Origin of the sequence: Micrococcus sp. H39-S4 (genome assembly GCF_027158145.1) — a bacterium.
Classification (GTDB): domain Bacteria; phylum Actinomycetota; class Actinomycetes; order Actinomycetales; family Micrococcaceae; genus Micrococcus; species Micrococcus luteus.
On sequence record NZ_JAPVLT010000002.1, the window covers coordinates 50,235 to 72,902 of the forward strand.

Here is a 22,668-nt window from a genome sequence, read left to right on the forward strand (position 1 = left end):
GCAGCGACCCCATGAGCCGGGCCACCCGTCCCACCGAGCCCGTGATCGCCATGATCTGGGCCCAGACCCCCGAGCGCGTCATCGGCCGCGACGGCACCATGCCGTGGCACGTCCCCGAGGACCTCGCCCACTTCCGGGCCCACACGCACGGCCACCCCGTGATCATGGGCCGGCGCACGTGGGAGTCGTTCCCGGCGCGCTTCCGCCCGCTGCCCGGGCGCACGAACATCGTGGTCTCCCGCACCCTGACGGCCACCGAGGAGGCCGGCGCGGAGCTGCGGGCCGCGGGCGCCGTCGTCGTGCCTGACTTCGGGGCGGCCCTGGCCGCCGCGGCCGAGGCCGACGGCTGTGACACCGTGTGGGTGATCGGCGGGGCGACGCTCTACGAGCAGGCCCTCGACGTGGCCTCGCGCGCCGAGGTGACCGTGATCGACGCCGACGTCGACGGCGACACGCACGCCCCGCTGCTCGACGCCCGCTGGCGGCGCACCGCCGTCGAGCCCGCCCCCGACGCGTGGCTGGACTCCGCCTCCGGCCCGCGCCACCGCTTCGAACGATGGGAACGCGACTGACATGGCCCCGACCGACTCCGACCAGCGTCTGCTCTCCCCGCAGGCGGTCTCGTTCCTCGCGCTCGTCGTCCTGCCCGTGCTGGCGTTCGTGTGCGCCGTGTTCGGGCTGATCCTCGTGCTGCAGGGCAAGACCATCGCCGGGCTGGTGTTCCTGCTCGTGCTGACCCAGGTGTTCGCCGTGGGCGGTCTCATCGCGTGGAACAAGCGGAAGCGCGCGCAGCAGGGCCGCTAGCCTGGAGGGCATGACTTCCGCTGCCCCCGCATCTGTGAACGCCCCCGACGCGGCCGCCGTGCCCACCGTGGGCCTGGTCGGCTGGCGCGGCATGGTGGGGTCCGTCCTCCTGCAGCGCATGGCCGAGGAGGGCGACTTCGCCCGTATCCATCCCGTCTTCTTCTCCACGTCCAACGCCGGCGGTCCCGCGCCCGTGCTCGAGGGCATGGCCGGTGACCCGGGCGTGCTCCAGGACGCGTACGACGTGGACGCGCTCAAGGCCCTGCCCGTGATCCTCACCGCGCAGGGCGGGGACTACACGCAGGCCGTGTACCCGAAGCTGCGCGCCGCCGGCTGGGACGGCATCTGGATCGACGCCGCCTCCACCCTGCGCATGGCGGACACCTCCGTGATCGCACTGGATCCCGTGAACCGCGGCGTGATCGACGCCGCCCTGGCGAACGGGACGAAGGACTTCATCGGCGGCAACTGCACCGTCTCCTGCATGCTCATGGGCCTCGGTGGCCTGTTCAAGGCGGGCCTGGTCGAGTGGGGCACCGCCATGACCTACCAGGCGGCCTCCGGCGGCGGTGCCCGGCACATGCGCGAGCTGCTCACCCAGTACGCCGAGCTGGGCGGCGCGGTGCGGGCCGAGCTGGCCGATCCGGCGTCGGCGATCCTCGAGATCGACCGCAAGGTGATCGAGCTGCAGCGCGACGGCCTGGACTCGACGCAGTTCGGCGTGCCGCTGGGCGGCTCGCTGATCCCCTGGATCGACTCCGACCTGGGCGACGGCGTCTCCCGCGAGGAGCGCAAGGCCTACGACGAGACCAACAAGGTGCTCGGACTGACCGGGGCGGACCGGATCCCGTTCGACTCGCTGTGCGTGCGGATCGGCGCGATGCGCTCCCACTCGCAGGCCCTCACCCTCAAGCTCACCCGGGACGTGCCGCTGGACGAGGTCGAGCAGATCATCGCCGCGGACAACGAGTGGGTGCAGGTGGTGCCGAACACCAAGGAGGCCACGGTCACCGACCTGACCCCGATCGCCGCGACCGGCACCCTGCAGATCCCCGTCGGCCGGCTGCGCAAGCTCAACATGGGTCCCGAGTACCTCTCGGCGTTCACCGTCGGCGACCAGCTGCTGTGGGGTGCGGCCGAGCCCGTGCGTCGCATGCTGATGATCGCCACCGGCAACCTCTGAGCCGCGACGCCGGCGCCGCGGCGCGCGCGGGGACCCGGCCCCGCACCGGACCCCGGACCCCGGCCCCCGTTTTCGTTCGGGAAACGGCGGGTGTTCGCGCGTTGTCGTTCGGGCCGCCTCGGGGCGCCGTTTCCCGAACGAAAGCACTCCTGGGGGCGCCGTTTCCCGAACGAAAGTGGAGGGGGGTCAGAGGCTGGTGCCGATGATCATCGGCTCGGGGTGCAGCTCGACGCCGAAGCGTTCGCGCACACCGTCGCGCACGGTGCGCGCGATCGTCAGGACGTCCTCGGTGCTCGCGTCGCCGCGGTTGGTCATGGCGAGGGTGTGCTTCGTGGACACCGACGCGCGGCCCCCGGCCAGGCCGGTGCCGTCGACTCCGCGGCCGTCCGGACCGCCCTCGCGGGGCCCGACCTCGGGCAGCCCGAAGCCCTTCGCGAAGCCCGCGCGATCGATCAGCCAGGCCGCCGAGAGCTTCACGAGCGGCGTCCCGTCCTCGGCCTCCCCGGCGGCGAACGCCGGGGCGCCCTCGGGCAGGGAGGCCCGCACGGACGCGGGCACGATCGGGTTCGTGAAGTAGCTGCCCGTGGACCACGTGTCCGGGTCCGCCGGGTCGGACACCATCCCCTTGGCGGCCCGCAGGGCCAGCACCTCGCGGCGGACCACCGCGAGCGGGGCATGGGCGCCCTCCTCGACGTCGAGCGCGGCCGCCAGCTGCCCGTAGCGGACCGGCGCCGTCGGCTCGGCGTCGGAGGAGGCGCGACGCAGCCGCAGGTCGATCGAGAGCACGATCCACCGGGGACTCGGCGCGCCGGTCTCCAGCATGGAGCGCTTGATCACGGAGTCGCGGTAGCCGAGGCGCAAATCCGCGGGCGTCAGCTCGACGACGTCCCCCGCCTCCCGGTCCCACGCGCGCAGGGCGACGAGCACCTGCGAGACGTCCGCACCGTACGCGCCGACGTTCTGCACGGGCGTCGCGCCGGCCGAGCCCGGGATGCCCGAGAGCGCCTCGATCCCGCCGAGCCCGTGCGCCACGGTCCATGCGACGGCGTCGTCCCACGGATGGCCCGCCGCGACCCGCACGACGACGGCCTCCCCCTCGTGGCCCGCGAGCCGGGCCCCGTCGCCGACGGGCGGCGCCTCACCCTCGCCGGGCACCGGCCCGTCCAGCACCCCGATGCCCTCGAAGGCCAGCCGCACGACGGTGCCGGGGAAGCCGGAGTCCGCCATGAGGGTGTTGGAACCGCCGCCGAGGACGAACAGGGGCTCGCCCGCCGCGTCGGCGGCGCGCACGGCCTCGATCGCCTCAGCCTCGGTGCGCGCGGTGACCCACGCGCGCGCAGGCCCGCCGACGCGGGTGGTGGTGTGGTCCGCCAGCCGCTCGCTCACGCGCTCTCCCCCACGGGGTCGGCCAGACGGACCACGGCCTGCGCCTTGGTCAGCACGCGCGGCTTCGCCGCGTCCGGGTTGGTGACGTTCAGGTCGATCCGCACGGTCCCGGCGGCCTCGTCCACGGCGCCGACCGTGCCGACGACCTCGAGCGTGGCGCCGGGGACGGGCGCGCCGTCGTCGTCCGTGCGGACCGTGGTGTCCGCGACGGGCACCATGCCGGTGAAGCGGGTCTGGTAGTCGACGACGGCGCCCGGGTCGCCCGCCCAGTCCGAGACGAGCTGCACGGCCGCGCCCATGGTGAGCATCCCGTGGGCGATGACGCCGGGCAGGCCGACGTGCTCGGCGAACGTCGGGGACCAGTGGATCGGGTTGCGGTCGCCGGAGGCACCCGCGTAGGCGACGAGGTCGGCGCGGGTGAACGTGACGGTGCGCGTGCCGACCACCTCGCCCCGGGCGAGGTCGGACAGGCGGGGGGCGGTGCTCATCAGGACTCCTCTCCCCGGACCAGCAGGGTGGACATGACGGTGGAGACGGCCGCGCCGTCCAGATCCGCGATCTCGGTGACGGTGGTGACCATGCGGTTGCCGCCGAGGGCCTTCACGGCCTCGACCCGCACGGTCGCCACGACCTCGTCCCCGGCCACCAGCGGGCGGTGGTGGACGAAGCGCTCGTCCGCGTGGACCACGCGCGAGAAGTCGATGCCCAGCTCGGGATCGGCGACGACGGCGGCCTCGGCGCGCTGGGCGATGACGACGGCGAAGGTCGGGGGGGCGACCAGGTCGGCGTACCCCAGGGCCCGGGCGGCCGCGACGTCGTGGTGCGCGGGATGCTGGGCCTGCACGGCCTCGGCGAAGGCGCGGACCGCCTCCCGGCCGACCTGGAAGGGGGGCGCGGGCGGATAGCTCCGCCCGGCGACGTCGGGGTTCACGCTCAACTCGGGCCTCCTGCGGGACGGTTCTCGGCTGCCGTCCAGCCTAACGGCCGGGGCGCCGCTCCCCCTGCCGGCGGGCGGCCTGGCGGAAGCGCACGAGCTGGGCGGACAGGTGCACGGCGACGCCCGCGCCGAGCACGCCCAGGGCCGCCCCGGAGACGGCGAGGCGCCCGCTGGTGCCGCCGACGACGGCCAGCACGATGCCGACGAGGAACAGCGCGGAGCCGGTCAGCACGAGGGTCCGGTACAGCCGGGAGCCGTGCTCCCACGGGGAGACGAAGCCGCGGGGCGCGGTGGTGCCGCGGGCGGGCTGGCGGGCGGGGCGACGCGTGGACATGCCCGCCAGGCTACCGGGGCGACGGACGGGCCCCGGAACGCGAAAGGACCCGGCCCCTCCGAGGAGGTGACCGGGTCCGTCCGATTCCGTAGCGGCGGGGGGACTCGATCCCCCGACCTCACGATTATGAGTCGTGCGCTCTAACCAGCTGAGCTACGCCGCCACGACACGAGAACGCCCGCACTCACGGTTTTCACGCCGCGAGGGCGGGCTCTCATGTCAGAGCCCCGACCGGGAATCGATCCCGGGACCTCCATCTTACCAAGATGGCGCTCTACCACTGAGCTATCGGGGCAACGAGGTGAGACTCTACCAGGGCCCCGGGGCCGATGCAAAATCGGCCCCGGTCACGGCCTCCGGCGGGGTCGGCACCCCGGCCGGATCAGCGGCGGGCGCCCCGATCCGAGCGCTCCTGGGCGCCCCAGCGGGGCTTGCGGCCGCCGGGGCGTCCCCCGCGGTCGCCGCGGAAGCCGCGGTCGTCCCGGTCCTTGCGGAAGCCGCCACGATCCTCGCGGGAGCCGCGGTCGTCCCGGTCCTTGCGGTACCCGCCGCGCTGGCCGCCGTCGCGGTCCCCGCGGAAGCCGCCGCGCTCGCCGCGCTCGCCGCGGTCCTTGCAGAAGCCGCCGCGGCGCTCACCGCGGTCCTCGCCGTCGCGCTCGGCGCGGGTCGGGCGGCCGGTGTCCTTGCGCAGGCCGAGGCGACGGCCGTTGATCTCGGCGTTGGCCGCGGCCTCGAGCTGGGCCGAGGTCAGGTCTGCCGGCAGCTCGACGAGCGAGTGGTTGCCACGCAGGTCGATCGCGCCGATGGCCGAGGCGGGCAGGCCCACCTCGTTCGCCAGCGCGCCCACGATGTTGCCCGGCCGCACACGGTCCTGGTGGCCGACGGCGATCCAGTACGTCGCGTTGCCGGCCGCGGGCTCCCGGGCCGGGCCACGCGAGCCGCGGCCGTCGCTCGCGCCGCGCTCACGGCCGCCGTCGCGCCCACCCTCGCGACCGCCGTCGCGGTCCTTGCGGCCCCGGCCGCCGCCGGACGGGATCTCCTGTTCGCGGGCCAGCAGCGGGCGGCCGCCCTGGGCCATCATGCCCAGCGCGGCGGCCACACGCGCCGGCTCGACCTCGTGCTCGTCGACGTACGCGGCGACGATCTCACCGAACACCGCCAGCTCCTCCTCCGAGGCGCGCTCGAGGGTGCGGGTGATGCCGTCGGCGAAGCGGCGCTTGCGGGCCGCGTTGACGTCGGCGACGGAGGGCACGGCCATCTCCTCGACCTGCTGGCGGGTGGTCCGCTCGATCTGCTTGAGCAGGAAGCGCTCGCGCGGGGTCATGAAGAGCACGGCGTCGCCCTGCCGGCCGGCGCGGCCGGTGCGGCCGATGCGGTGCACGTAGGACTCCGCGTCCTGCGGAATGTCGTAGTTGACCACGAGCGAGATGCGCTCGACGTCGAGGCCGCGGGCGGCGACGTCGGTGGCCACGAGGATGTCCACGCGGCCGGCCTTCAGGTCCTCGACGGTCTTCTCGCGCTGCTTCTGGGCGATGTCACCGGAGATGGCGACGGCCTTGAACCCGGCGCGCGTGAGCTTCTGGGCGAGCTCCTCGGTGCCGGCACGGGTGCGCACGAAGGCGATCACGCCCTCGTGGTCCTCGGTCTCGAGGATGCGGGTCATGGCCTCGAGCTTGTACTGGTGGCCCACCTGCAGGTAGCGCTGGCGGATGGTGGCGGACGTCGTGGACTGGCGGGACACGGCCACCTCCTCCGGGGAGTTCAGGTACTGCGCGGAGATGCGGCGGATGGCCGGCGGCATGGTGGCCGAGAACAGCGCGGTCTGCTTCGTGTCCGGGGTGGAGGCGAGGATGCGGTCCACCTCCTCCGCGAAGCCCATGCGCAGCATCTCGTCCGCCTCGTCCAGCACGAGGGTCTGCAGGTCGGAGAGGTCCAGCGAGCCGCGCTCGAGGTGGTCGATCACGCGGCCCGGCGTGCCGACGACGACCTGCGCGCCCCGCCGCAGTCCGGCCAGCTGCGGGCCGTACGGGGAGCCGCCGTAGACCGCGAGCACGGAGACGTCGTCGAGATGCTTGGCGTAGCTGTCGAAGGCGTCGGCCACCTGGAGGGCGAGCTCGCGGGTCGGGGCGAGCGCGAGCACCTGCGGGGTGTCCGCGCGCCCGGTCACGTCCGTGGTCTCGGCGAGGCGGGACAGGGCCGGCAGCGCGAACGCGCCGGTCTTGCCGGTGCCGGTCTGGGCCAGGCCCACGACGTCGCGGCCGTCCAGCAGCAGCGGGATGGTCGCCTCCTGGATCGGCGAGGGGCGGGTGTAGCCCAGGTCCTCGACGGCGGCCAGCACGCGGGCGTCCAGGCCGAGGTCCAGGAAGGTGGGGCCGGCGGGCTCGGCCGGGGCCTCGGGGGCGGCGGGCTCGGCGGCGTCGACCTGCGGGACGGTCCCGGTGGCCTCCAGCTCCGCCCCGGCGAGCTCGGGGGCGACGGTCTCGGCCTCGGGGGCGGTCTCCACGGGCGCGGCGGTCGGGGCCTCGGCGGTGGTCTGGGGATCGAGGATGTCGGACATGGGTCCTCCTGTGGGGATGCGCGGGCGCACGCCGGAGGACGTCGGTCGCGGGTCGACGTCGTGGGGCGCAGGGGCCAGCTGGGTCAGATGATTCCGTCCACCCGGCAGCCCCCGAGGGCCACGACGTTCGTGGCCCGCACACACATCTGCACAGACATCTGCAGTCCGGCGTGGCACACGCGTCCACGCTCACTCATCACAGGGGGAGAGACCGGATCCGGTCCGCCCAGTCTACGCCACCGGACCCCGGGCCGGGCTGTGCCCTCGGACACCCCGGTCGCTCACCGGCCGGGACGATAGGCTCGGCACGTGCCCCAGAACAGCGAAGACCGCCCCCTCGCCCGCGGACTCGGCCGGGCCGCCGGCCGCGCCGCCCAGTCCTTCCGGGAGAGTCAGCGGGCCGACGACGCACGGCTGCGCGCCGTGCGCGCCCGCCTCACCGCCGAGGACGAGGAGCGCCTGGAACGGCGCCGCGCGGACCGCGAGCGCGACCTGGCCGAGCGGGACGCGGCCGAGTCCGACGCCGGCCTCGTCCACCCGCTCCTGAAGGTCGCGCGCATCTACTGGCTCGCGGTCACCGTGGTGCTGGTCGGCATCGCGGGCGCGTTCATCTGGAACGGGGCCCGCGCACAGGACAGCGGCGAGCCCGTCATCGATCCGCTCACCGGCATGGAGTCGGTGGGCGTGCTGGGCGGCGCGACGGGGCAGTTCACGATGGGCACCGCCGTCGGCCTGCTGGCCGCGGCGTCCCTGTGGGGCTGGATCGGTCTGCTGCGCCGCCGTCGCTCGGCGATCGGGACCCTGACGTTCATCGCCGTCCTGCTGGCCGCCCCCGCGTTCCTGCGGGCCAACGGCCTGCTGATCATCCTCGCCGTCGTGATGCTCCTGGGCGCCGCGCTCGTCTGGCTGCCACCCGTGCGCTCGCGCCTGCGGCGCTGAACCCGCGCGTCCCGCCCACGCCGCCGGGCGGCGGCGCCGCTCAGTCCTCCGCGGGACGGGCGGAGGCGACGACGGGCCGGGCCGTGGCGAGGTCGTACTCCATGACCTGACGGCCGCCGATCCACACGCTCAGGGCCCGCTGCATGACATCGAGCGGGTCGCCGGACCAGAGCACGAGGTCGGCGTCCTTGCCCACCTCGAGGGAGCCGATGCGGTCGTCCAACCCCAGCACGCGCGCGGGATGGAGGGTGATGGCGCGCAGAGCGGTCTCCCGGTCCAGGCCCTCCTTCACCGACAGCGCGGCCTGGTAGACGAGGAAGTCGATGGGCACCACCGGGTGGTCGGTGATGATGCTGATCTCGACGCCGGCCCGCGCCAGACGCCCCGGGTTGCGCATCGAGCGACCCCGCAGCTCCGGCTTGGACTTGGTGGTGAACAGCGGGCCGATCAGCACCGGCACGCCGCGGGCCGCGAGCTGGTCGGCCAGCGGGTGCGCCTCGGTGCCGTGGTCCAGGACGAGGTCGTAGCCGAACTCGTCGGCCAGGCGCAGGGCGGTGGCGACGTCGTCGGTGCGGTGGCAGTGCTGGCGCCAGGGGATCGTGCGCTCCAGGACGAGGGCGAGGGCGTCGAGGTGGGGGTCGCGGGTGAAGGGCTTGTCCTCGCGTTCGGCCTCCGCGCGGCGGGCCATGTAGCCCTGCGCCCGCAGGAACGCCTCGCGGATCACGAGGGCGGTGCCCAGCCGCGTGGACGGGGTGCGGCCCTTCTCCTTGTAGACGTTCTTGGGGTTCTCGCCGAGGGCGGACTTCACGCCCGAGGGACTGCGCAGCACCATCTCGTCCACGGTGCGTCCGTGGGTGTGCAGCGCCACCGCCTGGCCGCCGATCGGGTTGCCCGAGCCGGGGTTGACGTTCACGGTGGTCACCCCGCCGGCCAGGGCGTCCTTCCAGCCCGGCTCGTTCGGGTCGACGGCGTCGATCGCCCGCACCCCGGCCATCACCGGGTCCGTCATCTCGTTGACGTCCGCGGTCGCCCCGACCTCGCCCTCGGCGTGCATGCCGAGGTGGACGTGGGCATCCACGAAGCCGGGCAGCAGCCAGCGGCCCTCGCAGTCCACGACGTCGGCGCCGTCGGGTGCCTGGACGTCGGGGCCGAGCGCGGTGATCCGGCCGTCCTCGACGAGCAGGGCGCCGTCGAACGGCTCGGCGGCGACGGGGACGACGTGGGCGTTGACGAAGGCGGTGAGGGTCATGCCCGTCACACTACGCCGCCCCGTGCTCCCCACCCGTGCGCTAGACCTCTGGCGGACGTCGGCGGGTCAGAGGCTGCCCAGAGCCCGCTCCAGGTCCGCCACGAGGTCCTCGGCGTCCTCGATGCCCACCGACAGGCGCAGCAGGTCGTCCGGCACGGCCAGCTCCGTGCCGGCCACGGACGCGTGGGTCATCTCCGCCGGGTAGTTCATCAGCGACTCGATGCCGCCCAGGGACTCGGCGAGCTGGAACAGGCGGGTCGACTCGGCCACGCGGCGGGCCGCCGCGGCGCCGCCGGACAGGCGCAGCGAGACCATGCCGCCGAAACCGCGCATCTGCCGCTGTGCGAGCTCATGGCCGGGGTGGTCCGGCAGCCCCGGGTACAGCACCTGGGAGACCTCGGCGCGGCCGGTGAGCCACTCGGCGACGGCCTGGGCGTTGGCCTGGTGGCGGTCCATGCGCACCCCGAGCGTCTTGAGGCCGCGCGTGGTCAGGTACGCGTCCATGGGCCCGTTCACGGCCCCCGCCGCGAACTGCTGGAACTTCACCTGTTCGGCGAGTGCGGCGTCCGGGATCACGAGCGCCCCGCCGATCACGTCCGAGTGGCCGCCGATGTACTTCGTGGTGGAGTGCACCACCACGTCCGCGCCGAGGGCGATCGGGGACTGCAGGTACGGCGTCGCGAAGGTGTTGTCCACCACGAGCAGGGCGCCGTGCGCGTGGGCCGCCTCCGCGACCGCGGCGACGTCGGAGATCTTCATCATCGGGTTGGACGGGGTCTCCAGCCACACCATGACCGGCCCCGTGGCGGCGGCGCGCTCGACGGCGGCGGCGACCTGCTCGGCGTCCCCCATGTCCACGACGACGTGCTCCACGCCCCACGGGGCGAGCACGCGGGAGATGAGGCGGTAGGAGCCGCCGTACACGTCGTTGCCGAGCACGATCGTCATGCCCGGCCGGCCCGCGCCCATGATCAGCGCGGTCTCCGCGGCCAGGCCGGAGGCGAACGTGAGGCCGGTGGCCCGGGGGGCGCCGGACTCGTCGACGCCGGCCTCGAGCGCGGCCAGCTGCTCCTGCAGCGCGTCCCGGGTGGGGTTGGTGCCGCGGCCGTAGTCGTAGCCGCGCCGCAGCTCGCCGACGGCCGTGGGCGCGTAGGTGCTCGAGAGGTGGATCGGCGGGACGACGGCGCCGAACACCTCGTCCAGGTGCTGGCCCGCGTGCACGGCGCGCGTGCCGAAGCCTCCCCCCTGGGGGTGGGCGGCGGCGTCTTCGGCGCCGGTGTCGGGGGTGGTGGCGTGCGGGTCCTCGTGGACGTTCTGCTCGGTCATCTCGGGAGCCTCCTCGGAGAGATCGGGTCGGGTGGGGCGGGCGCGGCCGGTGCGGCCGGCCTCAGGCGGTGACGTGGGCGAGGACGTCGTGCAGGGTGACGACGCCCTGGACGCGGCCGGCCTCGAGCACCAGCAGCACGGGGTCCTGGGCGAGGCGCCGGGCCACGGCGCGCAGCGGGGTGCGCGCCCCCAGGCAGGGCAGCACGGGGCCCATGACGTCGGCCACGGGGGTCTGCGCGGTGGCCCGCCCCTCAGCGAGGGCGTCCGCGAGCGCGGCGGAGGAGACGGTGCCGCGGACCTCGCCGATCCGCAGGTCGTGCCGGGGCTCGAGGATCACGGGCAGGGCGTCGACGCCGTACCGGTTCATGGTCGCCACGGCGTCCGCCACCGAGGTGGTCGGGGCCGCGGTGACGAGGGTGGGCACGGAGCCCGGGAACAGGTCGGCCTTCTCGGTCAGCAGCTCCCCCGCCGTCGCGGACCAGCGGTCGGCCTCGGCGGGGGCGCCCGCGCGGGTCGCCGGCTCGGCGTCGGCGTGCTCGAGCACCTCGACGGGCGTGCCGGCCCCGCCGGCGGCCCCCGTGGCGCCGTCGTCGTCCATCTGCGGGACCGCCGAGCGGGTGCGCCCGCGCGCCCACGCCGGCAGCACGGTCTCGCGGACGTCGTAGTCGAAGCCGCGCTCGTCCATCCACGGGTCGTTGAAGATCTTGGCGAGGTAGCCGCGGCCCGAGTCGGGCAGCACGATCACCATGACGTCCTCCGGGCCGAGCTCGCGGGCGGCGCGCAGGCCGGCGACGACGGCCAGACCGGAGGAGCCGCCCACGAGCAGGCCCTCCTCGGCGGCGAGGCGGCGGGTCATGGCCAGGGCCTCGGCGTCCTCGACGGCGATGACCTCGTCCGGGACCGCGGGGTCGTAGTTGTCCACCCACATGTCCTCGCCGACACCCTCGACGAAGTAGGGCCGGCCGGCGCCGCCGGAGTACACCGAGCCGCTGGGGTCCGCGCCGATCACGCGGACCGGACCGGACGGGCGGTCCGCCGAGACCTCCTTGAGGTAGCGGCCGGTGCCCGTGATGGTGCCGCCCGTGCCGGCGCCCATCACGACGTGGGTGACGCGGCCGGCCGTGTCCTCCCAGATCTCGGGGCCGGTGGTCTCGTAGTGGGAGGCCGGGGCGGCGGGGTTGAAGAACTGGTTGGGCTGATAGGCCCCGGGGATCTCCCGCACGAGGCGGTCGGCGACCCCGTAGTAGGACTCCTCGGACGTCGGGTCCACGGCGGTGGGCGTGACGACGAGCTCGGCGCCGTACGCGCTGAGCACGTCCCGCTTCTCCTGACCCACCTTGTCCGGGGTGACGAACACGGTGCGGTAGCCCTTGAGCTGTGAGACCAGGGCCAGCCCCACGCCCGTGTTGCCCGAGGTGGGCTCCACGACGGTGCCGCCCGGGCCGAGCAGGCCCTCGCGCTCGGCCTCCTCGATCATCTTCAGCGCGATGCGGTCCTTCACGGAGCCGCCGGGGTTCAGGTACTCGACCTTCACCAGGACGGTGGCCTCGATGCCCTCCGTCACGGAGTGCAGCTTCACGAGCGGGGTGTGCCCGATCAGCTCGAGGACGTTCTCGGCGTACTGCATGGGCTGCGCAGGGGTGGGCGCGGGGGTCTTTTCACTCACGCACCCCACGCTACGCCAGGGGCCGGACGCCGAAGGAGGGCTCCGGACACGCGGGGCAACGCCCGGCGTGCGCGCCGTCACGGCCGACGTCGTCCTGTCCGGGCCCGGGTGTACGGTGCGGGCATGACCGCCCCGGACGCCGAGCGCCGCGTGCGCGTGCCCGTCCCCGTGGACGTCGCGCTCACCCTGCGCCCCCTGCAGCGCGGTGCGGCCGACCCCACGGTCCGCGCCACACCGCAGGGCGTCTGGCTCACTCTGCGCTCCCCCGCCCCGGACGTGGCGTCGGACGGCCCGGGCCGGCCGACGTCGTTGCTGGTCTCCGGCGTCCGGGAGGCCGCAGGGGGCGGCACCGCGGTGACGGCCCGCGCGTGGGGCGCGGGCGCGAGCGCCGCCGTCGCCGGCGTGGAACGCCTGCTCGGCCTGCACGACGACGGCTGGGAAGCCTTCGACGCCCTGCTGCGGCCGGACTCCGGCGCGCCCGCGCTGCCGCCGCACGTGCGCGAGGCGCGGCGGATGCGGGCCGGGCTGCGGCTGCCGGCGGCGGGCGCGCTGTCCCGGCAGCTGCTCACCGCCGTGCTCGAGCAGAAGGTCACCCACGACCAGGCGCGGCACGGCTGGCGCACCCTCGTGCGGCTGGCCGCCCGGATCGACGACGACGGGCCCGCCCCCGGCCCGGTGCCGCCGGGGATGCTGCCGCCGCCGACCCCGGCCGCCGTCCTGCGGATCCCCTCGTGGGACTGGCATGCGCGGGCCTGGGTGCAGCCCTCCCAGTCGCGGACCATGCTGGAGGTCGCCCGGCGGGCCGCGAGCATCGACCGGCTCGGCGACGCGGTCGCCCCCGGGGACACGGCCGGGGTGGCCGCGCTGGCCCGGCGCCTGGAGTCGGTGCCCGGGATCGGGCCGTGGACCACGGCCGAGGCGCTGCAGCGCAGCCACGGGGCGGCGGACCTCGTCTCCGTGGGCGACTACCACCTGGCGCAGTACGTGGGGCAGGTCCTCACGGGACGCCGGACCGACGACGCCGGGATGCTCCGCCTGCTCGCGCCATGGGCCGGGCACCGGCAGCGGGTGGTGCGGATGATCGGGCTCTCCGGAGAGCGCAAGCAGGCGTTCGGGCCCAAGCTCGCCCCGGCCGACCACCGCGCCCACTGACGCGACGCCGGGCCGGCCGAGGCCGTGCCGGCGCGTCCGCGCGACCCCTCCGCTCCTGCACAGGCCGCTGCTCCCGGCGTGTCCTCCCCAGCCCCGGCCGGGTCCGGCCGGCCGCCCGCCCCGGGTTCCTAGCGTGGGCGATGCCGCTCCGACCGGTGCGGCGCCGCCGGGACCCTGATGAGTCCCCACCCGGGAGGAGACCGCCATGACCACCGCCTTCGAGCCCCGCCCGCACACCGCCGCCGCCCCGCGCGAACCCGACCCGCACGGCCCCGGCACGCCCGGCTCCCTGCGTCCGGGCGAGCGCGGCTCCGTGCTCATCGTGACCCGCCACCCCGACCCGGACGAGGCCATGCGGCACGCGATGGCCTGGATCACTGCCTTCGAGGAGGACTGCGGCCTCGTGCTGGACACGGACGAGACCGCGCTCTACGCCGTCGGCCGAGCGGGCGACCTGGGTGAAGCCCTGCGTCGCGGCCCCCTGGTCCACGAGGACGGCAGCCCCGCCGACACCTCCGCGTTCGTGGACGCGGTGCTCGCGGACGGCACGTGGCGCCTGCGCGACGCCGACCCGCGGGCGTGGTCGACCACGTACCGTGCCACGATCCTGGGCGCCGCCCCCGAGGCGGTCTGCACCATCTGGGACGTGTTCCCGCTGCCCGCCGCCTGAGGGTGACGGTCGTCGTCAGCCCGCACCCTGGGCGTGGGCCTGGGCCTGGGCCTGGACGACCTTCGCGCCCTCTTCGCGCAGCTCGACCTTGCGGACCTTGCCGGAGACGGTCATGGGGAAGGCGTCGAGCACGCGGACGTAGGCCGGGATCTTGAAGTGCGCGATCCGGCCCGTGGCGAACTCGCGGACGGCGTCCACGGTGAGCGGCTCGACGCCGTCCTTCATGATCACGCAGGCCATGAGCTGCTCGCCGTACTTCTCGTCCGGCACGCCCACCACCTGGACGTCCTGGATGTCCGGGTGGGTGTAGAGGAACTCCTCCACCTCGCGCGGGGAGATGTTCTCGCCGCCGCGGATGACGAGGTCCTTGATGCGGCCCTCGATGCGCACGGAGCCGTCCTCGTCCATGGAGGCGAGGTCGCCGGAGTGCATCCAGCCGTCGGCGTCCAGCACCTCGGCGGTCTTCTCGGGGGCGTCCCAGTAGCCGAGCATCACGGAGTAGCCGCGAGTGCACAGCTCGCCCGTGGCCCCGCGCGGGACGACGTCACCGGTGGCGGGGTCCACGATCTTCGTCTCCACGTGGGGCATGGTCCGGCCGACGGTCTGGGTGCGCACCTGTAGGGAGTCGTCGCGGCGGGTCATGGTGGACACGGGCGCGGTCTCCGTCATGCCGTAGCAGATGGCGACCTCGGACATGTGGAACCGGTCGATGACCTTCTTCATCACCTCGACAGGGCACGTCGAGCCGGCCATCACGCCGGTGCGCAGCGTGGACAGGTCCAGCGCGTCCGCCTCGGGCCGGGCGAGCATGGCGATGAACATCGCCGGCACGCCGTACAGGCTCGTCGCGCCGGTGGCGGCCACGGCCCGCAGCGCCGAGACCGGCTCGAAGCTGCGCGCCGGGATGACGGCGAGCGAGCCATGGGAGACGGTGGCGATCACGCCGATCACCATGCCGAAGCAGTGGAAGAACGGCACCGGGATCACCACGGTGTCCTCCTCCGTGTAGCCCAGCAGCTCGCCGATGTGGAAGCCGTTGTTCAGCACGTTGCGATGCGTCAGCGTGACGCCCTTGGGGAAGCCGGTGGTGCCCGAGGTGTACTGCAGGTTCACGGGGTCCGCCGGCCGGGTGGCGGCCTCGCGCGCGGCCAGGTCCTCGTCCGAGACCCGCGCGGCCCCGGCCAGGAAGGCGGCCCACGTGCCCTCGGCCACGGGATCGGCGGCGTGCCGGCCGGCCACGTCACCGTCCTGCACGTGGGCGTAGGCGTCCTCGCCGCTCCCGGCCGGCAGCATGATCAGCTGCCGCAGGTGCGGCGCCGACTCACGGGCCACGGCCCGCGCGGTGGCGGGCGGGTCCATGCGTGCGTCCGCGCAGGCCACCACCAGCCCGCGCATGTCGCACTGCTCGACCACGTACGTCAGCTCGTGGGCGCGGTACGCCGGGTTGAGGTTCACGAGGATGACGCCGGCGCGTGCCGCGCCGTAGAGCAGCGAGACCCACTCGGCGACGTTGGGGCTCCACATCCCGATCCGGTCCCCCGCCTCGTAGCCCGCAGCCATGAGCGCCTTGGCCACCGTCACGGACTCCTCCCGCAGCTGCCCGTAGGTCCAGGTGCGTCCGGTGGCAGGGTCCCCGTCCGGTCCACACTCCAGGAGGGCGGCGCGGTCGGCGAACCGGCGGGCGGTGTCGTCGAGGTTCTGGGCCAGGGTCTGCTCGAGCAGCTCGACGTCGGTCGGTCCCTGGGTGAAGGACTCGGGGGCGGTGGACTCGGTCATCGGGCGCTCCTCGCGGACGGTCGGGCGACGCCGCACGGCGTCACGATGCACGGCCGTGCCGCCGCCGGACCGCGGAGGGCATCGGGTGTGACACGGACCACAGGCAGGCTACGTCGCCTGGCGGGAGGCCGCCACCTCCCGGGGCGGGGACGCGGGGTGTGCCACGGCCCCGGACGGCAGAAGACCCCGGGACCGTACGGTCCCGGGGTCTTCGTTCCGGTGGCAGATACTGGATTCGAACCAGTGAAGGCAGTGCCAGCTGATTTACAGTCAGCCCCCTTTGGCCGCTCGGGAAATCTGCCGTGCCACCCGGCGGCTGCTGGGCGTCTCGAGGACGACCGCACCGGTCGGGCGAGAGTCGACTGTACAGCATCTCCGCGCCACGCCGCCAATCGGCCCGGGACCGCGTCCGTCGTCCCCGGTAGGCTGGCCCGCAGAGCGCTCCGCGCGGCCCTGCAGTGGCCGTCGACGACGGGCGCACCCCGTCCGCAGACCCTGAAGGAGAGCACCCGTGGCCAGCGATTCCACGTTCGACATCGTCAGCAAGGTGGACAGCCAGGAGGTGTCCAACGCCCTGAACCAGGCGCAGAAGGAGATCGCCCAGCGCTACGACTTCAAGGGCGTCGGCGCCGAGATCGACTTCTCCGGCGAGAAGATCCTCATGAAGGCCTCCTCCGAGGAGCGCGTCAAGGCCGTCAAGGACGTGTTCGAGTCCAAGCTCGTCAAGCGCGGCATCTCCCTCAAGTCCCTCGACGCCGGCGCCCCGTTCGCCTCCGGCAAGGAGTACCGCATCGAGGCGACCATGAAGGAGGGCATCGACCAGCCCACCGCGAAGAAGATCACCAAGCTGATCCGCGACGAGGGCCCCAAGTCCGTCAAGGCCCAGATCCAGGGGGACGAGCTGCGCGTGTCCTCCAAGTCCCGCGACGACCTGCAGTCGGTCATCGCGATGCTCAAGGACTTCGAGGACGCGGACCTGCAGTTCGTGAACTTCCGCTGATCCGCACGCCGTCTCCCCTCCGAGCCCACCAGGAGTCCCCATGCTGTACCTGATCGACCCTCGCGGGGCCGTGTGGTCCGCCGACACCACGATCGGCCGGGCGCGGGCCCGGGCCCGCGTGGACGGCCGCCCGGTCGACGACCTGAAGTTCACCAAGGCCGCCATGCTCCTGACCTTCGAGGACCATGTGGACCTCGCGCTGCGTCACGGCATCGCCGCCCCGCGCGGCCTCCTCCTCGACCACGGGTTCGTGGCCCAGGTGCTCGCCCCCGCGAACCTGAAGGCCCAGCGCGCCAACCAGGACGCGATCGCCGAGCAGCTCGCGGTGGTGGAGCGTCGCACGGAGGACGTCGGATCGCTGCGCTCCCACCGGCACGCGGCCGCCTACGAGGGCGCGGACCAGGATCTGGAGCGCCGCATCAAGAAGGCGGAGGAGGCGGCCCGCGAGACGCTCCAGGCGGCCCCGGACGAGGACCTCGTCCGCCACTGGACGCGCCTGGGCGGCGCGGTGCCGGCCACGCTCCAGGCCGACCGCGACCGCTGACCCGCCGGCCGCCGTCGTCGTGGTGGCTCCCGTGGACGGCGGCTCAGGCTGCCGCGAGCCAGACGTTTCGGCGGTTTCGCGGCCCGATCTGCAGCAGAATCATCTGGCTCACGGGCAGAAACGTCTGGCTCGGCGCTCCTCGGCGGTCGCGGGCTCGCAGCCTCCCGCCACGGAACCCCGCGCCCGCTCAGGGTGTGGGGTTCCGCGCGTCGTAGCGCAGGAAGCCGGGCTGCCACCGCATCAGCGCGGTCACGCCGAGCATGCACAGCACACCGCCGGCCAGCAGGGTCGGCCCCTCCCCCAGGCCCACGGAGGCGCCGCCGGTGAGCAGCTCGCCCAGGCGCGGCCCGCCCGCCACCACGACGACGAACACGCCCTGCAGCCGGCCGCGCAGGTGGTCCGGGGTCGCGGACTGCAGGATCGAGCCGCGGAAGACGCCGGAGAGCGAATCCGCGGCCCCGCCCACCGCCATGCACAGCGCGGCGAGGGCGAACGCGAGCGTGAGGCGGGGATCGCCGTCGGGCAGGGACTGCGCCCACCACACCACGCCGCCGAACGCGGCCACCGCCGCGCCCCACACGAGGATCGAGACGTACACGCCCCAGCCCTGCGCATGCAGGCGTGTGAACGGCGCGGAGAACAGCCCCGCGAGGAACGCGCCCGCCGCCATCGCGGCCAGCAGCACCCCGACGGCGGCCTCACCGCCGCCGAGCACCACGGCGCCGATGGCGGGCAGCAGGGCGCGCGGGAACGCCGTCGTCATAGCCACGATGTCCGCCAGGAAGGTCATCCGCAGGTTCGGTCGCGAGCCGAGGAAGCGCAGGCCCTCGACCACCGAGGCCAGGCCCCAGCGCGTCCCCGAGGCGGTCGCGGTCTCGGCCCGCTGCGGCGGCAGGGACGGCAGCCGCCACACGGCGTACAGGGCGGCGAGGAAGGTGACGACGTCGATCGAGTAGGTCCACGCGTAGCCGACCGCCGCCACGAGCACGCCGCCCAGCACGGGGCCGACCATCAGGGCCACGGAGAACGTCATCATGTTCAGCGCGTTCGCCGCCGGCACGAGCGGCAGGCCCACGAGCGCGGGGATGATCGCGCCGCGGGTGGGCTGGTTGATGCCGGACGCGCCGGAGTGCAGGGCCACGAGGGCGTACAGCACCGGCACCGACTCGAACCCGGCCCAGGCCTGCGCGGCGATGCCGACCGTGGTCAGCCACATGACGGCCGACGAGGTCAGTGCGACGCGGCGGCGGTCGTGCCGGTCCGCGATCGCGCCGCCGTACAGGCCCGCGACCACGAGGGGCACGAGCGCGGCGAGGCCGAGCAGGCCCACCGCGAACGAGGAGCCGGTCAGGGCGAACACCTCGAGGGACACCGCCACGAGCGTGAGCTGCGTGCCCACGTACGCGAGCGTGTTGCCGAGCCACAGCCGCCGGTAGGCGGGTGAGACCCGCAGCGGGGTGATGTCGACGAGGAGGCGGGCCACCCCGGAAGCCTAGCGCCGGGGCGGCCAGGGCCCGCCCCGGATCAGGCGGTCGGGACGGAGGCCCCGTCGCGGGAGATGCGGGTCATCTCCTCCCGGTCCACGACCTTCACCCGCTCCCGCGCCACCGGACCGGCCTCCGTGGCCTGCGCACCCAGGGACTTCTCATGCTCATCCAGAGCATGCCAACCGGCCCACGTGGTGTACGGGACCTCACGGGACTCGAGCAGCTCGATCACCGACTCCTCGGAGGGCTCCTGGGCCGTCCACAGCCCCGGCTCGTCCTCGATCAGATGCTTGATCGTCTCCAGGGAGTCACCCTTGGTGTGCCCGATCAACCCCACCGGGCCCCGCTTGATCCACCCCGAGGCATACAGACCCGGCACCGGGGCGCCGTCCGCATCCAGCACACGACCCTCCGCGTTCGGGATCACCCCGCGCACCTCATCGAACTCCACCCCCTCCACGGGCGAACCGAAATACCCCACGGCCCGGTAGATCGCCTGCACCGGATAGTCCACGGTCTCCCCCGTCGGACGGACCCCACCGGAACCGTCCAACTCCATCCGGCGCATCCGCAGACCGTCCACCCGGCCGTCCCCGTCCTCGTCCAGGAACTCCTCCGGGGCCTGCAGGAAATGCAGGTGCAGCCGACGCGAGGCGCTCTGCTGACGGTCCTCCTGCTCCATGAGCCAGTTCGTCAACGTCCCCACCATCGTGCGGACCTGGTTGTTCTCCTCGATCGCCTTCTCCGAGGCCTCATCGAAGTCGAAGTCCTCCTCGTACAACACGATGTCCACATCCCGGGAATGCGCCAGCTCCCGCAGCTCCAACGGGGTGAACTTCACCTGCGCCGGCCCACGCCGACCGAACACGTGCACATCCGTGACCGGGGAAGCGGCCAGGTCCCGGTACACGTTGTCCGGGATCTCGGTGGGCAACAGATCCTCGGCATGCTTGGACAGGATCCGGGCCACATCCAGGGCCACGTTCCCGTTGCCGATCACCGCCACCTGCGTGGCCTCCAACGGCCAGTGCCGCGGCACATCCGGGTGCCCGTCATACCAGGACGCGAAATCCGCGCCACCGAACGAGCCGGCCAACTCCACCCCCGGCACGTCCAGGACCGCGTCCCGCACAGCCCCGGTGGAGAACACGATCGCATCGTAATGCCGACGCAGATCCGCCAGGCTCAGGTCCGTGCCGTAGTCCACGTTCCCCAGGAAACGGATGTCCCCGCGGTCCATGACCTTGTGCAGCGCGGTCACGATGCCCTTGATGCGCGGATGGTCCGGAGCCACCCCGTAGCGGATCAGACCGAACGGGGCCGGGTACCGGTCGAACAGGTCGATGCTGACACGGAAGTCCCGTTCCTCCTTGGTCAGGATGTCCGCCGTGTACACCCCGGCGGGTCCGGCACCGATGATGGCGATGCGCAACGGGCGGTCAGGGCGAACGGTCACGGTGGGTGGGTCCTTTTCGACGACGGCGGGGCACGCCGGCGGAGCGCGGGGCAAGGCCCGGCACCGGCGCGCGGGATCGACCCCCCAGTCTACCGCCGTGACCGGGAGGAACCTGGGTGAGAGTGCTCACCCGGACCGTACAGTGGTCCGCGTGAGCCCCTCCTCCCCCGCTGTCCGGCCCGGCGTGACCCCCGACGGCGCCGCCCCCGACACCGGCGCCCTGCCCACCGTCTCCCCCGCCCCGGCCGATGACCCGCGTGGGCTGGCCCTCGGCTTCACCGCCTACTTCGTGTGGGGCCTGCTGCCGCTCTACATGGCGGTGCTCGCGCCCGCCGGGGCCCTGGAGATCGTGGTGGTGCGCATCGGCTTCGCCCTGATCTTCTGCCTGCTGCTGCTGACCGTGATGCGCCGCCTGCGCGAGCTGGGGACGGCGCTGGCCACGCCCGGCCGCTGGGGCACCACGGGTCTGGCCGCCGGGATCATCGCGGTGAACTGGCTGCTGTACGCGGTCTCGGTCACCACGGGCAACGTGCTCCAGGCGTCGCTGGGCTACTTCATGAACCCGCTGGTGAATGTCCTGCTCGGCGTGCTCTTCCTCGGGGAGCGGCTGCGGCGGGGCCAGTGGGTGGCCGTCGGGATCGCGGTGGCCGCCGTCGTCGTGATGTCCGCGGCGATGGGGCAGGTGCCGTGGATCGCGCTCGGGCTGGCCACCTCGTTCGGGCTCTACGGCTTCGTGAAGAAGCGCTTCCCCTCCCCCGTGCACGCGGTGACCGCGATGACCGCCGAGACCGTGGTGCTGATCCCCGTGTTCGTGGTGGGCAGCGTGCTGCTGGCGCAGGCCGGGCTGCTCACCACCGTCACCGAGGGGCCCGGCCACTTCTGGCTCATGGCCGGGCTCGGCGTGCTCACCGCCGTTCCGCTCATCCTGTTCTCGGCGGCGGCCCGCTCCCTGACGCTGACCACGCTCGGGATGCTGCAGTACACGGCGCCCATCCTGCAGTTCCTCGTGGCGGTCACGGTCCTCGGCGAGCAGATGCCCGCGGCCCGCTGGGCGGGCTTCGGGCTCATCTGGCTCTCGCTGGCGGTCTTCACCCTCGACCAGCTGAACGCCTCCCGCCTGCAGCGTCGGGCGGTCCGGGCCGGGCAGGGCGCGCACGCCTAGACTGGCGGCATGCCCGCCAAGCCCCCCGCCCCCGTGTACCTCCCGGCCTTCCAGCGGCTCGTCCCGGACCTGCTGGGCGACGCCTGGGCCGAGGACGACGGCCTCGCCCCCGCCGACGTCGACGCCCGGCTGGCCCAGTCCCCCGCGGCGGAGCAGCTCGGCGCCGGGCTCATGATCCCGGCTGCTCTCCGCGAGTTCTACCTCGCCCTGGGCAACTGCGGCGACCTCATGGAGACGGACCACTACGTGTGGGACCCCGAGGACCTCGAGGTGCGGGACGGCTTCCTCATGTTCCTGGAGGACGCGGACGAGACGGTCGTGTGGGGCCTGCCGGTGGACAACCTGGCGCTGCCGGACCCGCTGGTGTGGCGGCGCTCCGCCGGCGCCGACGCGCCCGAGGGCGAGTGGCAGGACGAGGGCGGCACCTTCAGCGAGTTCCTGACGGACCTGCTCGCGTGGACCTTCGAGGACCCCGAGGACGACGGCGAGGGGCTGGACCGGTGACCGCGCCCGCCCCGGTCTCCCACGCCCCGGACGACTACGTCTGCCCGTTCTGCGGGCTCGTGGCCAGCGACGTCTCCGACCCGGGCAACCGCTGCGAGCTCGGGGACACCGTCTACCAGGACGAGGACCTGCTCGTGCTGATCGCCGTGGACGGGTTCGGCGACCACGAGGGCCACGCCATGGTCTGCCCGGCCGAGCACTACGAGAACCTCTACGACCTGCCCCCGCGCGTACTGCAGCGCATCGCCCTGATGGCCCAGCAGGTGGCGCTGGCCATGAAGCGCGCGTGGGCCCCGGACGGGGTCTCCACGCGCCAGCACAACGAGCCCGCCGGCAACCAGCACGTGTGGCACTACCACCTGCACGTGTTCCCCCGCTTCGAGGGGGACATGCTCTACCGGCAGCTGCGCCACCCGGTGGCCCCGGAGGTCCGCGCCGGCAAGGCGCGGGAGCTCGCGGCCGCGCTGGACCCCGCCCCGACCCGCCTGGACTGAGCGGCCTCCCCGGATCGAGGCGGCGACGCCGCCGACCGCGGC

Annotated in this window: 22 protein-coding genes and 3 tRNA genes; 11 read left to right on the forward strand and 14 right to left on the reverse strand. The window is 73.9% G+C overall.

The window, feature by feature from the left end:
- Positions 1-11 precede the first annotated feature (11 nt).
- From O3T09_RS02250 to asd, 3 genes are read left to right on the forward strand one after another with little or no spacing between them, the layout of a single operon-like run.
- Complete coding sequence (locus O3T09_RS02250) at positions 12-572, forward strand: dihydrofolate reductase (protein WP_044659551.1); 561 nt, start codon at positions 12-14, stop codon at positions 570-572.
- A gap of 1 nt (position 573) precedes the next feature.
- Positions 574-804, forward strand: a complete 231-nt coding sequence (locus tag O3T09_RS02255) for an NF038396 family protein (protein WP_070708542.1) — start codon at positions 574-576, stop codon at positions 802-804.
- Positions 805-814: 10 nt separating this feature from the next.
- Positions 815-1,987: an aspartate-semialdehyde dehydrogenase gene (asd, locus tag O3T09_RS02260; protein WP_049146263.1), complete on the forward strand. Its 1,173-nt coding sequence runs from the start codon at positions 815-817 to the stop codon at positions 1,985-1,987.
- 186 nt (positions 1,988-2,173) lie between these two features.
- On the opposite strand, the gene O3T09_RS02265 is transcribed toward asd, so the two are convergent.
- The 7 genes from O3T09_RS02265 to O3T09_RS02295 all read right to left on the reverse strand — a co-directional run bounded on the left by O3T09_RS02265 (position 2,174) and on the right by O3T09_RS02295 (position 7,201).
- Positions 2,174-3,373: a UDP-N-acetylmuramate dehydrogenase gene (locus O3T09_RS02265; protein WP_069941243.1), complete on the reverse strand. Its 1,200-nt coding sequence runs from the start codon at positions 3,371-3,373 to the stop codon at positions 2,174-2,176.
- Complete coding sequence (locus tag O3T09_RS02270) at positions 3,370-3,861, reverse strand: MaoC/PaaZ C-terminal domain-containing protein (protein WP_069941244.1); 492 nt, start codon at positions 3,859-3,861, stop codon at positions 3,370-3,372. Before O3T09_RS02270 ends, O3T09_RS02265 begins: the two co-directional genes overlap by 4 nt.
- Positions 3,861-4,310: an FAS1-like dehydratase domain-containing protein gene (locus O3T09_RS02275; protein WP_069941245.1), complete on the reverse strand. Its 450-nt coding sequence runs from the start codon at positions 4,308-4,310 to the stop codon at positions 3,861-3,863. Before O3T09_RS02275 ends, O3T09_RS02270 begins: the two co-directional genes overlap by 1 nt.
- A gap of 40 nt (positions 4,311-4,350) precedes the next feature.
- Positions 4,351-4,644, reverse strand: a complete 294-nt coding sequence (locus O3T09_RS02280; protein WP_069941246.1) for a hypothetical protein — start codon at positions 4,642-4,644, stop codon at positions 4,351-4,353.
- 89 nt (positions 4,645-4,733) lie between these two features.
- Positions 4,734-4,807 (reverse strand) — tRNA-Met (locus O3T09_RS02285).
- 60 nt (positions 4,808-4,867) lie between these two features.
- Positions 4,868-4,939: transfer RNA gene (locus O3T09_RS02290), tRNA-Thr, on the reverse strand.
- Positions 4,940-5,026: 87 nt separating this feature from the next.
- Positions 5,027-7,201, reverse strand: a complete 2,175-nt coding sequence (locus O3T09_RS02295) for a DEAD/DEAH box helicase (protein ID WP_041103578.1) — start codon at positions 7,199-7,201, stop codon at positions 5,027-5,029.
- A gap of 309 nt (positions 7,202-7,510) precedes the next feature.
- Here O3T09_RS02295 and O3T09_RS02300 point away from each other — a divergent pair, with 309 nt between their 5' ends.
- On the forward strand, positions 7,511-8,140 hold the full coding sequence (locus tag O3T09_RS02300; RefSeq protein ID WP_041103579.1) for a hypothetical protein: 630 nt from the start codon (positions 7,511-7,513) through the stop codon (positions 8,138-8,140).
- Between the two features lie 40 nt (positions 8,141-8,180).
- Here O3T09_RS02300 and O3T09_RS02305 read toward each other — a convergent pair whose 3' ends face one another.
- From O3T09_RS02305 to O3T09_RS02315, 3 genes are all read right to left on the reverse strand, one after another.
- Positions 8,181-9,389, reverse strand: coding sequence for an amidohydrolase (locus O3T09_RS02305; RefSeq protein ID WP_070709897.1), 1,209 nt, complete (start codon positions 9,387-9,389; stop codon positions 8,181-8,183).
- Between the two features lie 66 nt (positions 9,390-9,455).
- A complete protein-coding gene (locus O3T09_RS02310) occupies positions 9,456-10,715 on the reverse strand; it encodes a cystathionine gamma-synthase (RefSeq protein ID WP_083325348.1) in 1,260 nt (419 codons plus the stop codon).
- 61 nt (positions 10,716-10,776) lie between these two features.
- Positions 10,777-12,342 carry a pyridoxal-phosphate dependent enzyme gene (locus O3T09_RS02315; protein ID WP_036317690.1) on the reverse strand — a complete coding sequence of 522 codons (1,566 nt, stop codon included), beginning with the start codon at positions 12,340-12,342 and terminating at the stop codon, positions 10,777-10,779.
- Positions 12,343-12,504: 162 nt separating this feature from the next.
- On the opposite strand from O3T09_RS02315, the gene O3T09_RS02320 reads away from it, so the two are divergent.
- Both O3T09_RS02320 and O3T09_RS02325 read left to right on the forward strand, forming a co-directional pair.
- Positions 12,505-13,533, forward strand: coding sequence for a DNA-3-methyladenine glycosylase family protein (locus O3T09_RS02320; protein WP_102708520.1), 1,029 nt, complete (start codon positions 12,505-12,507; stop codon positions 13,531-13,533).
- Between the two features lie 205 nt (positions 13,534-13,738).
- The gene (locus O3T09_RS02325; RefSeq protein ID WP_041103583.1) at positions 13,739-14,203 is read left to right on the forward strand and encodes a hypothetical protein; all 465 of its coding nucleotides are present in this window, start codon (positions 13,739-13,741) and stop codon (positions 14,201-14,203) included.
- Positions 14,204-14,218: 15 nt separating this feature from the next.
- Here the strand turns inward: O3T09_RS02325 and O3T09_RS02330 are convergent, their stop codons facing one another.
- Entirely contained in the window at positions 14,219-15,979 is a 1,761-nt protein-coding gene (locus O3T09_RS02330) for an AMP-binding protein (protein WP_069941249.1), read from the reverse strand.
- A 220-nt stretch (positions 15,980-16,199) separates the two neighbouring features.
- Positions 16,200-16,281: transfer RNA gene (locus tag O3T09_RS02335), tRNA-Tyr, on the reverse strand.
- Between the two features lie 209 nt (positions 16,282-16,490).
- Between O3T09_RS02335 and O3T09_RS02340 the strand changes: the two genes are divergently transcribed.
- Together O3T09_RS02340 and O3T09_RS02345 are read left to right on the forward strand one after the other, a co-directional pair.
- Entirely contained in the window at positions 16,491-16,979 is a 489-nt protein-coding gene (locus tag O3T09_RS02340) for a YajQ family cyclic di-GMP-binding protein (protein ID WP_036317682.1), read from the forward strand.
- A gap of 40 nt (positions 16,980-17,019) precedes the next feature.
- The gene (locus O3T09_RS02345; RefSeq protein WP_036317679.1) at positions 17,020-17,523 is read left to right on the forward strand and encodes a hypothetical protein; all 504 of its coding nucleotides are present in this window, start codon (positions 17,020-17,022) and stop codon (positions 17,521-17,523) included.
- A 187-nt stretch (positions 17,524-17,710) separates the two neighbouring features.
- Here O3T09_RS02345 and O3T09_RS02350 read toward each other — a convergent pair whose 3' ends face one another.
- A complete protein-coding gene (locus O3T09_RS02350) occupies positions 17,711-19,006 on the reverse strand; it encodes an MFS transporter (RefSeq protein WP_070709429.1) in 1,296 nt (431 codons plus the stop codon).
- A 41-nt stretch (positions 19,007-19,047) separates the two neighbouring features.
- Positions 19,048-20,466 carry an FAD-dependent oxidoreductase gene (locus O3T09_RS02355; RefSeq protein WP_036317798.1) on the reverse strand — a complete coding sequence of 473 codons (1,419 nt, stop codon included), beginning with the start codon at positions 20,464-20,466 and terminating at the stop codon, positions 19,048-19,050.
- A 142-nt stretch (positions 20,467-20,608) separates the two neighbouring features.
- Here O3T09_RS02355 and rarD point away from each other — a divergent pair, with 142 nt between their 5' ends.
- The 3 genes from rarD to O3T09_RS02370 are packed head-to-tail and all read left to right on the forward strand — an operon-like array spanning position 20,609 to position 22,626.
- Positions 20,609-21,628 carry an EamA family transporter RarD gene (rarD, locus tag O3T09_RS02360; protein ID WP_044659539.1) on the forward strand — a complete coding sequence of 340 codons (1,020 nt, stop codon included), beginning with the start codon at positions 20,609-20,611 and terminating at the stop codon, positions 21,626-21,628.
- 9 nt (positions 21,629-21,637) lie between these two features.
- A complete protein-coding gene (locus O3T09_RS02365) occupies positions 21,638-22,132 on the forward strand; it encodes a hypothetical protein (RefSeq protein ID WP_063189755.1) in 495 nt (164 codons plus the stop codon).
- Positions 22,129-22,626 carry an HIT family protein gene (locus O3T09_RS02370; protein ID WP_070709449.1) on the forward strand — a complete coding sequence of 166 codons (498 nt, stop codon included), beginning with the start codon at positions 22,129-22,131 and terminating at the stop codon, positions 22,624-22,626. Before O3T09_RS02365 ends, O3T09_RS02370 begins: the two co-directional genes overlap by 4 nt.
- Positions 22,627-22,668 lie beyond the last annotated feature (42 nt).

Coding starts and splice junctions, on each gene's coding strand:
- O3T09_RS02255 (WP_070708542.1), top strand. CDS start 574: ATGGCCCCGACCGACTCCGACCAGCGTCTGCTCTCCCCGCAGGCGGTC.
- O3T09_RS02310 (WP_083325348.1), bottom strand. CDS start 10,715: ATGACCGAGCAGAACGTCCACGAGGACCCGCACGCCACCACCCCCGAC.
- O3T09_RS02330 (WP_069941249.1), bottom strand. CDS start 15,979: ATGACCGAGTCCACCGCCCCCGAGTCCTTCACCCAGGGACCGACCGAC.
- asd (WP_049146263.1), top strand. CDS start 815: ATGACTTCCGCTGCCCCCGCATCTGTGAACGCCCCCGACGCGGCCGCC.
- O3T09_RS02270 (WP_069941244.1), bottom strand. CDS start 3,861: ATGAGCACCGCCCCCCGCCTGTCCGACCTCGCCCGGGGCGAGGTGGTC.
- O3T09_RS02325 (WP_041103583.1), top strand. CDS start 13,739: ATGACCACCGCCTTCGAGCCCCGCCCGCACACCGCCGCCGCCCCGCGC.
- O3T09_RS02305 (WP_070709897.1), bottom strand. CDS start 9,389: ATGACCCTCACCGCCTTCGTCAACGCCCACGTCGTCCCCGTCGCCGCC.
- O3T09_RS02280 (WP_069941246.1), bottom strand. CDS start 4,644: ATGTCCACGCGTCGCCCCGCCCGCCAGCCCGCCCGCGGCACCACCGCG.
- O3T09_RS02250 (WP_044659551.1), top strand. CDS start 12: ATGAGCCGGGCCACCCGTCCCACCGAGCCCGTGATCGCCATGATCTGG.
- O3T09_RS02365 (WP_063189755.1), top strand. CDS start 21,638: ATGCCCGCCAAGCCCCCCGCCCCCGTGTACCTCCCGGCCTTCCAGCGG.
- O3T09_RS02320 (WP_102708520.1), top strand. CDS start 12,505: ATGACCGCCCCGGACGCCGAGCGCCGCGTGCGCGTGCCCGTCCCCGTG.
- O3T09_RS02315 (WP_036317690.1), bottom strand. CDS start 12,342: ATGCAGTACGCCGAGAACGTCCTCGAGCTGATCGGGCACACCCCGCTC.
- O3T09_RS02295 (WP_041103578.1), bottom strand. CDS start 7,201: ATGTCCGACATCCTCGATCCCCAGACCACCGCCGAGGCCCCGACCGCC.
- O3T09_RS02345 (WP_036317679.1), top strand. CDS start 17,020: ATGCTGTACCTGATCGACCCTCGCGGGGCCGTGTGGTCCGCCGACACC.